Origin of the sequence: Microbacterium sp. HMWF026, from assembly GCF_003061325.1 — a bacterium.
Lineage (GTDB): Bacteria > Actinomycetota > Actinomycetes > Actinomycetales > Microbacteriaceae > Microbacterium > Microbacterium testaceum_E.
In genome coordinates, this window is record NZ_QAJB01000137.1 from 1 (window position 1) to 8,957 (window position 8,957).

An 8,957-nucleotide genomic window follows, 5' to 3' on the forward strand; every position below is an offset into this window, starting at 1 on the left:
CCTGATCGCCGGTGCCATCGTCGGCTTCGCCGTCGGGGGAGCGGGGGGTCTCGGCAGCGCCCTCGCGGGGGTGGCCGTGAGTGCGATCTTCCTTGCCGTGACCGCGACGAGCATCCTCGTGGCCAACCGCTGGTTCGGCGACCCCCTCTACGTGCCCATCTTCTTCGGCATCGTCCTGGGCGGGTGGCTGCTCAAGCTCATCCTGTTCATCGTCGCGATCGTCGTGCTGCGCGGCCAGGACTGGGTCGATCCGGTGGTGTTCTACGTGGCGCTCGTCGTCAGCGTCATCGCATCGCTCGCCGTCGACGTGGTGGTGCTGCTGCGCATGCGGATCCCCAGCGCCAGCGACGTCACGCTTCCCACCGACCCCGACGCCGGAGACCGACGCGCCTGAGCGGCCCATAGCCCACCCGCTCGCGTCGCCGCGCACGTCAGTCCGGCGCCGAGACGATCGCCCCCGCGGACTCATGGATCCGCCGGGAGTTTGATAGGGTGGCATAAGTACCCGCCCGCGATGGGAAATCTTCTCCAGGTTCGCACTTCGGGTACTATCACCGACCATCGTCGCAACGGTTCACACCGATGCCCCGAAGCTGGAGCCAGCGCTGACTACTCAAGCTGCGACCCTGATCACGAACTTCGCGTCTGCGGGTGCGGAGTTCCACCCGCCCTCCATCTCCGAGTTCTTCCCCGACGCGGTCATCACCTTCCCAGGGCTGTACATCTTCGGTGCGCCCTTCGAGATCACGCGCATCAACCTGGTCCAGTTCCTCGCGACCGCCGTCCTCGTGATCTTCCTGGTCGTCGGTACGCGTCGCATGAAGGTCGTCCCCGGCCGGTTCCAGAGCATCGTCGAGATGGGCCTGGACTTCGTCCGCGTCAACATCGCCGAGGACATCCTGGGCCGCAAGGACGGCAAGCGCTTCCTGCCGATCCTCACCACGATCTTCTTCATGGTGCTGTTCATGAACATCACGGGCGTCATCCCGGGTCTGAACATCGCCGGCACCAGCGTGATCGCGGTCCCGATGCTGCTCGCGATCGTCGCCTACGTGACCTTCATCTACGCCGGTATCAAGAAGAGCCCCGGCGGCTTCTTCAAGAACGCGCTGCTGCCCTCGGGCGTGCCGTGGCCGCTGTACATCATCATCGTGCCGCTCGAGTTCCTCTCGACCTTCATCATCCGCCCCGTCACCCTGACGCTGCGACTGCTGATGAACATGGTGGTCGGCCACCTCATGCTGGTGCTGTTCTTCTCGGCCACCCAGTTCTTCGTCTTCGGTCTGAGCGGCGGATGGATCGCGCTCGGCGCCGGTTCGCTCGCCTTCGGCCTCGCCTTCACCCTGTTCGAAATCTTCGTCGCCTTCCTCCAGGCGTACGTCTTCGCGATCCTCACCGCGGTCTACATCCAGCTCGCGGTCGCAGAAGAGCACTGAGCGGCCCGGCGCACGCCGAGCCACCCAACGAAAGGAAAAAACCCGTGGACGCAACTACGGTTCTCGCCCAGGTCACCGGTAACGTCGCCACGATCGGCTACGGCCTCGCGGCCATCGGCCCCGCCATCGGCGTGGGTATCGTCGTCGGCAAGACGATCGAGGGCGTCGCCCGTCAGCCCGAGCTCGCGGGCCGCCTGCAGGTCCTGATGTTCATCGGTATCGCCTTCACCGAGGCGCTCGCCTTCATCGGTATCGCGACCGGCTTCATCTTCACCTGATCCGGCCGCTCTCGACTCACTGTAAGGAGACAGGATGCTGAACGCTCTTGTCACTCTCGCCGCGGAACCCAGCGGAGAGGCGGCGGAGAACCCGCTGCTTCCGGCGGTGTACGACATCGTCTGGTCGCTGGTGTGCTTCATCATCATCGTCGTCGTGGTCTGGCGCGTCGCGCTGCCGCGCATGGCGAAGCTGCTCGACGAGCGCAGTGCTGCCATCGAGGGAAACATCGCCAAGGCCGACGAGGCCCAGCGACAGGCCGAAGCCGCCCTCGAGCAGTACACGGCACAGCTCGCCGAGGCGCGCCGCGAAGCCGGTGAGATCCGCGAGAACGCCACCCAGGACGGCCGCAAGATCGTCGCTGAGGCACGCGAGACCGCTGCCGCCGACGCGGCACGCATCACCGCCGCCGCTCACTCGCAGATCGAGGCCGAGCGCCAGACCGCGCTCGTGCAGCTGCGCTCCGAGGTCGGAACCCTCGCGGTCGACCTCGCGGGCAACGTCATCGGAGAGACGCTGTCGGACGACGCGCGTGCCAACGCCGTGGTCGACCGCTTCCTCGCCGACCTCGAGGCATCCGAGAAGGCGGCCAAGTAATGGGCAGCGCGACCACTCAGGCGCGGACCGCGACCGCTCAGGCCCTGGCCGCCACGCCCGACGTCGACCTCGACGTCGCGCGCGAGCTGTTCGCGGCCGTCGGCGCCGTCAGCGGCTCCGCTCAGCTGAGCGGCGCGCTGTCCGACTCGTCGGTCCCGGCGGACGCGCGGGCGGGCCTGGTCTCGGCGGTCTTCGGCTCGTCGTACCGCCCCGCGACCGTGGCGATCCTCACCAGCGCCGCGCAGCAGCGCTGGTCGAGCGCCGCCGAGTTCGTCGAGGGCCTCGAAGAGCTGGCCATCCAGGCGACCTCGGTCGCCGAGCCGGCCGACATCGAGGCGGAGCTCTTCTCGTTCTCGCGCACCGTCGCCTCCAACGGTGAGCTCGAGCTCGCCCTCGGCGGTCGCATGGGTGGCTCCGCGGCCAAGGGCGACCTCGTGTCGTCGCTCCTCGGCGGGCGCGCGAGCGCGGGTACGACGCTGATCGTGTCGTCGCTCGTCAGCCAGGCTCGCGGCCGTCGCGTGCGCGCCCTGCTGCGTCGCGCCGAGCGCATCGTCGCCGACCAGCGCTCGCGCATCGTCGCCACCGTCTCGGCCGCCGCCCCCCTGAGCGCCGATCAGCAGACCCGTCTGCAGAACGCTCTCAGCGCACGTTACGGATCGTCGGTCACGCTGAACACCGTGATCGACCCGACCGTCCTCGGCGGACTGCGCGTGCAGGTCGCGGACGACGTCATCGACGCGAGCGTGTCCGCACGCCTCGCCGACCTCCGCCAGCGGATCGCCGGCTGAAGACTTTCCGCCCGAGCGGGCGTGATCTTGGGGGCCCCGGGCCCCACGAACGAAGGAAGACAATGGCAGATCTCTCTATCAGCCCCGGCGTCATTCGTGACGCGCTGAAGGACTTCGTCAACGCCTACGAGCCCACCGGCGCCGCGGCGACCGAGGTCGGCGTCGTCGTCGACGCGGCCGACGGCATCGCCCACGTCGAGGGCCTTCCCGGCGTCATGGCGAACGAGCTCATCCGCTTCGCCGACGGCACGCTCGGGCTCGCGCAGAACCTCGACGAGAACGAGGTCGGTGTCGTCGTGCTCGGCGAGTTCTCCGGCATCGAAGAGGGCCAGAGCGTCACCCGCACCGGCGAGGTCCTCTCGGTGGGTGTCGGCGACGGTTACCTGGGTCGCGTCGTCGACCCGCTCGGCAACCCGATCGACGGTCTCGGCGAGATCGCGACCGAGGGTCGTCGTGCACTCGAGCTCCAGGCCCCGGGCGTCATGCAGCGCAAGAGCGTGCACGAGCCTCTGCAGACCGGCATCAAGGCCATCGACGCCATGATCCCCGTCGGCCGTGGCCAGCGTCAGCTCATCATCGGCGACCGCCAGACCGGCAAGACGGCCATCGCGATCGACACGATCATCAACCAGAAGGCCAACTGGGAGTCCGGCGACGTCAACAAGCAGGTCCGCTGCATCTACGTCGCGATCGGTCAGAAGGGCTCGACCATCGCTTCGGTGAAGGGCGCCCTCGAGGACGCCGGTGCGATGGAGTACACCACCATCGTCGCCGCCCCGGCCTCGGACCCGGCCGGCTTCAAGTACCTCGCCCCTTACACCGGTTCGGCCATCGGCCAGCACTGGATGTACGGCGGCAAGCACGTCCTGATCATCTTCGACGACCTGTCCAAGCAGGCCGAGGCCTACCGTGCCGTGTCGCTCCTGCTGCGCCGCCCGCCGGGCCGCGAGGCGTACCCCGGCGACGTGTTCTACCTGCACTCGCGTCTGCTCGAGCGTTGCGCCAAGCTCTCGGACGAGCTGGGTGCCGGCTCGATGACCGGCCTGCCGATCATCGAGACCAAGGCGAACGACGTCTCGGCGTACATCCCCACGAACGTCATCTCGATCACCGACGGTCAGATCTTCCTCCAGTCCGACCTGTTCAACGCCAACCAGCGTCCCGCGGTCGACGTGGGTATCTCGGTGTCCCGAGTCGGTGGTGACGCCCAGGTCAAGTCGATCAAGAAGGTCTCCGGAACGCTGAAGCTGGAGCTCGCGCAGTACCGCTCGCTCGAGGCCTTCGCGATGTTCGCGAGCGACCTCGACGCGGCCTCGCGTCGTCAGCTCGCCCGCGGTGCGCGTCTGACCGAGCTGCTCAAGCAGCCGCAGTACTCGCCGTACCCCGTCGAGGAGCAGGTCGTCTCGATCTGGGCCGGAACCAACGGCAAGCTCGACACCGTCGAGGTCTCGGACGTTCTGCGCTTCGAGCGCGAGCTGCTGGACTACCTGCGTCGCAACTCGACCGTGCTCGACACCCTTCGCGAGACCAACGTGCTCGGCGACGACACGCTCGCGGAGCTCGAGCAGAAGATCGACGCGTTCGCCCAGGAGTTCCAGCCCGGCAAGGACCAGAGCGTCGTCGGCGCCGAGAAGGTCGATGCCGCCGAGGCCGAAGACGTCAACCAGGAGCGGATCGTCAAGGGCCGTCGCTGAGTAGCGGCGACCTGAGGACGTAAATCATGGGCGCACAACTGCGGGTCTACAAGCAGAAGATCAGTTCTGCTCAGACGACCAAGAAGATCACCAAGGCGATGGAGCTCATCGCGGCCTCGCGCATCCAGAAGGCGATGGCGCGTGTGCGCGCGGCATCCCCCTTCGCGCGGGCCGTCACGAGCGCCGTCTCGGCGGTCGCCACGCATTCCTCCGTCGATCACCCGCTGACGACCGAGCGCGAGAACATCCGTCGCTCGGCCGTGGTCATCTTCACCTCCGACCGCGGCCTGGCCGGTGCGTTCAACTCGCAGATCCTCCGCGAGGGTCTCGAGCTGTCCGAACTGCTGCGCTCGCAGGGCAAAGAGGTCGTCTACTACCTCGTGGGTCGCAAGGCCGTCGGATACTTCCAGTTCCGCCGCATGCCGAGCGTCGCGCAGTGGGTGGGCGACACCGACACCCCGCAGTTCTCGACGGCCGAAGAGATCTCGGATGCCGTGATCCAGGCCTACCGCGCCGGTGGCGAGAACGAGGGCGGCGTCGACGAGATCCACCTCGTGTACAACCGCTTCGTCAGCATGATGACGCAGTCGCCCGAATCGGTGCGTCTGCTCCCTCTCGAGGTGCTCGAGGCCGACGAGGCCCCGGCGCAGTCCGAGGTCTACCCGCTCTACGAGTTCGAGCCGGACGCCGAGACGGTTCTCGACGCGCTCCTGCCGACGTACGTCCAGAGCCGTATCTTCAACGCCCTGCTGCAGTCGTCGGCCGCCAAGCACGCCGCGACCCAGAAGGCGATGAAGTCGGCCAGCGACAACGCCGACAAGCTCATCACCGACTACACCCGTCTGCGCAACAACGCGCGTCAGGCGGAGATCACGCAGCAGATCGCCGAGATCGTCGGCGGCGCCGATGCTCTGTCATCCGGCAAGTAAGTTCCCAAGGAGAGAAGAAGCCATGAGCCTCACCGCCGAGAAGACCGACGCGGCCGTCGTCGGACGCGTCGCGCGCGTCACCGGCCCGGTCGTCGACATCGAGTTCCCGCATGACGCGATCCCCGAGATCTACAACGCGCTGAAGACCACGATCACCATTGGTGACGAGTCGACCGAGATCACCCTCGAGGTCGCGCAGCACCTCGGCGACGACCTCGTCCGCGCCATCGCCCTCAAGCCCACCGACGGCATCGTCCGCGGCCAGGAGGTGCGCGACACCGGCGGCCCCATCTCGGTGCCCGTCGGCGACGTCACCAAGGGCAAGGTGTTCGACGTCACCGGAGAGGTGCTCAACGGCGTTCCCGGCGAGACCATCGAGGTCACCGAGCGCTGGGGCATCCACCGCAAGGCGCCCAGCTTCGACCAGCTCGAGTCCAAGACCGAGATGTTCGAGACCGGCATCAAGTCGATCGACCTCCTCACTCCCTACGTGCAGGGTGGAAAGATCGGTCTGTTCGGTGGCGCCGGCGTCGGCAAGACCGTCCTCATCCAGGAGATGATCCAGCGCGTCGCGCAGGACCACGGTGGCGTCTCGGTGTTCGCCGGTGTCGGCGAGCGCACCCGTGAGGGCAACGACCTCATCGGCGAGATGGAAGAGGCGGGCGTCTTCGACAAGACCGCCCTCGTGTTCGGCCAGATGGACGAGCCGCCGGGGACGCGACTGCGCGTCGCGCTGTCGGCGCTGACGATGGCGGAGTACTTCCGCGACGTGCAGAAGCAGGACGTGCTGCTGTTCATCGACAACATCTTCCGCTTCACGCAGGCCGGTTCCGAGGTCTCCACGCTGCTGGGCCGCATGCCCTCCGCCGTGGGTTACCAGCCGAACCTCGCCGACGAGATGGGTGTGCTCCAGGAGCGCATCACTTCGACGCGTGGTCACTCGATCACGTCGCTGCAGGCCATCTACGTCCCCGCCGACGACTACACCGACCCGGCTCCGGCGACGACGTTCGCGCACCTCGACGCGACCACCGAGCTGTCGCGTGAGATCGCCTCGAAGGGTCTGTACCCGGCCATCGACCCGCTGACGTCGACCAGCCGCATCCTCGACCCGCGCTACATCGGTGCCGACCACTACCGCGTCGCCACCAACGTGAAGCAGATCCTCCAGAAGAACAAGGAACTGCAGGAGATCATCGCCATCCTCGGTGTCGACGAGCTCTCCGAGGAAGACAAGATCGTCGTGTCGCGTGCACGTCGCATCCAGCAGTTCCTCTCGCAGAACACCTACATGGCCAAGAAGTTCACCGGCGTCGAGGGCTCCACGGTCCCGATCAAGGAGACCATCGAGTCGTTCGACGCGATCGTCAAGGGTGACTTCGACCACGTCGCCGAGCAGGCGTTCTTCAACGTCGGTGGCATCTCCGACGTCGAGGCCAAGTGGGCGCAGATCCAGAAGGAGAACGGCTGACATGTCGTTGCGCGTGAGCCTGGTGTCGGCCGACGCCGAGGTGTGGACGGGAGAGGCCTCGCTCGTCGTGGCCAAGACCGTCGAGGGTGAGATCGGCTTCATGCAGGGGCATGAGCCGGTGCTCGCGATCCTCGCCCAGGGCGAGGTGCGCATCACCCGCGCCGACGGCACGAAGATCCTGGCCAACGCCGAGGACGGCTTCCTGTCGATGGCGAACGACGAGCTCACGATCGTCGCCGGAAACGCGGCCCTCGTCTCCTGACATCGCTTCATCCCGACGCGCGTCGCCCGATCACTCGGGCGGCGCGCGTCGGTCGTTTCACCGGAGGTTCCATGCTGGTCCTGCTTCCCCCGTCCGAGACCAAACGTCCCGGGGGCGAGGGTGCGCCTGTCGATGTGGACGGGCTCGCGCTGCCCGCGCTCCGTCCCCAGCGCGAAGCCGTCATCGACGCCCTCGTCGCCCTGTCCGCCGACGAGGACGAGGCCGCTCGCGTCCTCAAACTCGGCGCGAAGCGGCGTCACGAGATCGCCGACAACGCCGCGCTGCGCACCGCCGCGACCATGCCGGCTGTCGACCGTTACACCGGCGTCCTCTTCGACGCGCTGGATGCCGAAACCCTCGACCAGGCCGCCCGTTCCTGGCTGGGTGGGCACGTCGGCATCCATTCCGCGCCTTTCGGACCCGTGGGGGCGCTCGACCTCATCCCCGCCTACCGTCTCGCGGCGGGGATCAGCCTGCCCGGCGTCCCTCCTCTGCGACGCGTCTGGGCGGCGGCGGTCACCGAGGCTCTGCGCGCGTCCGCTCCGACGTTCGTGCTCGATCTGCGGTCCGAGGCGTACGTCGCGCTGGGACCCGTTCCCGTCGAACTGCCCACGGCCTACGTGCGCGTCGTGACGGCCGGGGAGTCGGGGGCCGTACGCGCCCTCAACCACTTCAACAAGCACGCGAAGGGCGACCTCGTCCGCTCGCTCGCGCGGACACGTCCGCGCATCGGGGGCATCGACGATCTGTTCGACTGGGCTGGCGCGAACGGGAGGACGCTTCGACCGGGCGTACCGGGCGAGATCCACCTCGTCGTGTGACACGTAGCGCGGGGGATTTCAGCGAACACTCAGGTTCGCTAGCATGTGTCGCGCGGGAAACACCCGCCGGTGGCGCCGACGAGCGTCCGCCGTTCGAGAGGATCGAAGTGGACATCAACTATCTCGCATATTCCGACTACGGGGCGCCGAGCGCGGGCGAGGCGGCGTTCCTGGCCATCGCGTATCTGTTCCTTTTCCTGTTCGCCATCGCCGGCTACCTCATCACGTCGTTCCTGCTGATGCGCATCTTCGACAAGGCGGGTGTGCAGGGCAAGTGGCGCGCGTGGGTGCCGCTGTACAACTACCTCGTCTTCGCCAAGCTCGGTGACGTCTCGCCGTGGGTCGTCCTCGGCCTCGCCGTGGCGAGCGCCATCCCGATCCTCAACTTCCTGGCGGGTCTGGGGCTCGTCGTGGCGCTGATCATGATCTCGTACCGCGTGAACGCGAAGTTCGGTCGCGATTGGCCCCTTCTGCTGCTGTTCATCCTGGGCCCGCTCGGCCAGTGGATCTTCCTCGCGATCCTGGCGTTCGGCAGCAACCCGTGGAACCCCGCGATCCGTCCCGCCCCCTGGGCGAACAGCTTCATCGCCGACAAGACCGTCTGGAACGGCATCCCCGTCCAGCCCGGTCAGCCCGTCGCCGGTGGCCCGAACGGCCCCGGCTACGGTGGCCCCGGCTACGGC

General features: G+C 67.5%; 11 protein-coding genes. All 11 read left to right on the forward strand.

Annotated features, from left to right (window positions below; all coding sequences use genetic code 11):
* The first annotated feature begins 1 nt into the window (after window position 1).
* Window positions 2–394, forward strand: a complete 393-nt coding sequence (locus DBR36_RS06040) for a hypothetical protein (protein ID WP_375136059.1) — start codon at window positions 2–4, stop codon at window positions 392–394.
* A 211-nt stretch (window positions 395–605) separates the two neighbouring features.
* Window positions 606–1,436 carry a F0F1 ATP synthase subunit A gene (gene atpB / locus DBR36_RS06050; protein WP_181373501.1) on the forward strand — a complete coding sequence of 277 codons (831 nt, stop codon included), beginning with the start codon at window positions 606–608 and terminating at the stop codon, window positions 1,434–1,436.
* Between the two features lie 44 nt (window positions 1,437–1,480).
* Window positions 1,481–1,714: a F0F1 ATP synthase subunit C gene (gene atpE / locus DBR36_RS06055; protein WP_043360904.1), complete on the forward strand. Its 234-nt coding sequence runs from the start codon at window positions 1,481–1,483 to the stop codon at window positions 1,712–1,714.
* Between the two features lie 34 nt (window positions 1,715–1,748).
* Window positions 1,749–2,309, forward strand: a complete 561-nt coding sequence (locus tag DBR36_RS06060) for a F0F1 ATP synthase subunit B (RefSeq protein WP_108318019.1) — start codon at window positions 1,749–1,751, stop codon at window positions 2,307–2,309.
* The gene (locus DBR36_RS06065; RefSeq protein ID WP_108318020.1) at window positions 2,309–3,097 is read left to right on the forward strand and encodes a F0F1 ATP synthase subunit delta; all 789 of its coding nucleotides are present in this window, start codon (window positions 2,309–2,311) and stop codon (window positions 3,095–3,097) included. Before DBR36_RS06060 ends, DBR36_RS06065 begins: the two co-directional genes overlap by 1 nt.
* 62 nt (window positions 3,098–3,159) lie before the next feature.
* Entirely contained in the window at window positions 3,160–4,791 is a 1,632-nt protein-coding gene (gene atpA, locus DBR36_RS06070) for a F0F1 ATP synthase subunit alpha (protein WP_108318021.1), read from the forward strand.
* Between the two features lie 26 nt (window positions 4,792–4,817).
* The gene (locus DBR36_RS06075; RefSeq protein ID WP_108318022.1) at window positions 4,818–5,720 is read left to right on the forward strand and encodes a F0F1 ATP synthase subunit gamma; all 903 of its coding nucleotides are present in this window, start codon (window positions 4,818–4,820) and stop codon (window positions 5,718–5,720) included.
* Between the two features lie 22 nt (window positions 5,721–5,742).
* Window positions 5,743–7,191, forward strand: a complete 1,449-nt coding sequence (gene atpD, locus DBR36_RS06080; protein WP_108318023.1) for a F0F1 ATP synthase subunit beta — start codon at window positions 5,743–5,745, stop codon at window positions 7,189–7,191.
* A 1-nt stretch (window position 7,192) separates the two neighbouring features.
* Window positions 7,193–7,453 (forward strand): F0F1 ATP synthase subunit epsilon, encoded by a 261-nt coding sequence (locus tag DBR36_RS06085; RefSeq protein WP_108318024.1) that lies wholly within the window; start codon window positions 7,193–7,195, stop codon window positions 7,451–7,453.
* Between the two features lie 71 nt (window positions 7,454–7,524).
* Complete coding sequence (locus DBR36_RS06090; protein WP_108318025.1) at window positions 7,525–8,274, forward strand: YaaA family protein; 750 nt, start codon at window positions 7,525–7,527, stop codon at window positions 8,272–8,274.
* 107 nt (window positions 8,275–8,381) lie between these two features.
* Window positions 8,382–8,957: DUF5684 domain-containing protein (locus DBR36_RS06095; protein WP_108318026.1), on the forward strand; the 576-nt coding region annotated here is incomplete at its 3' end.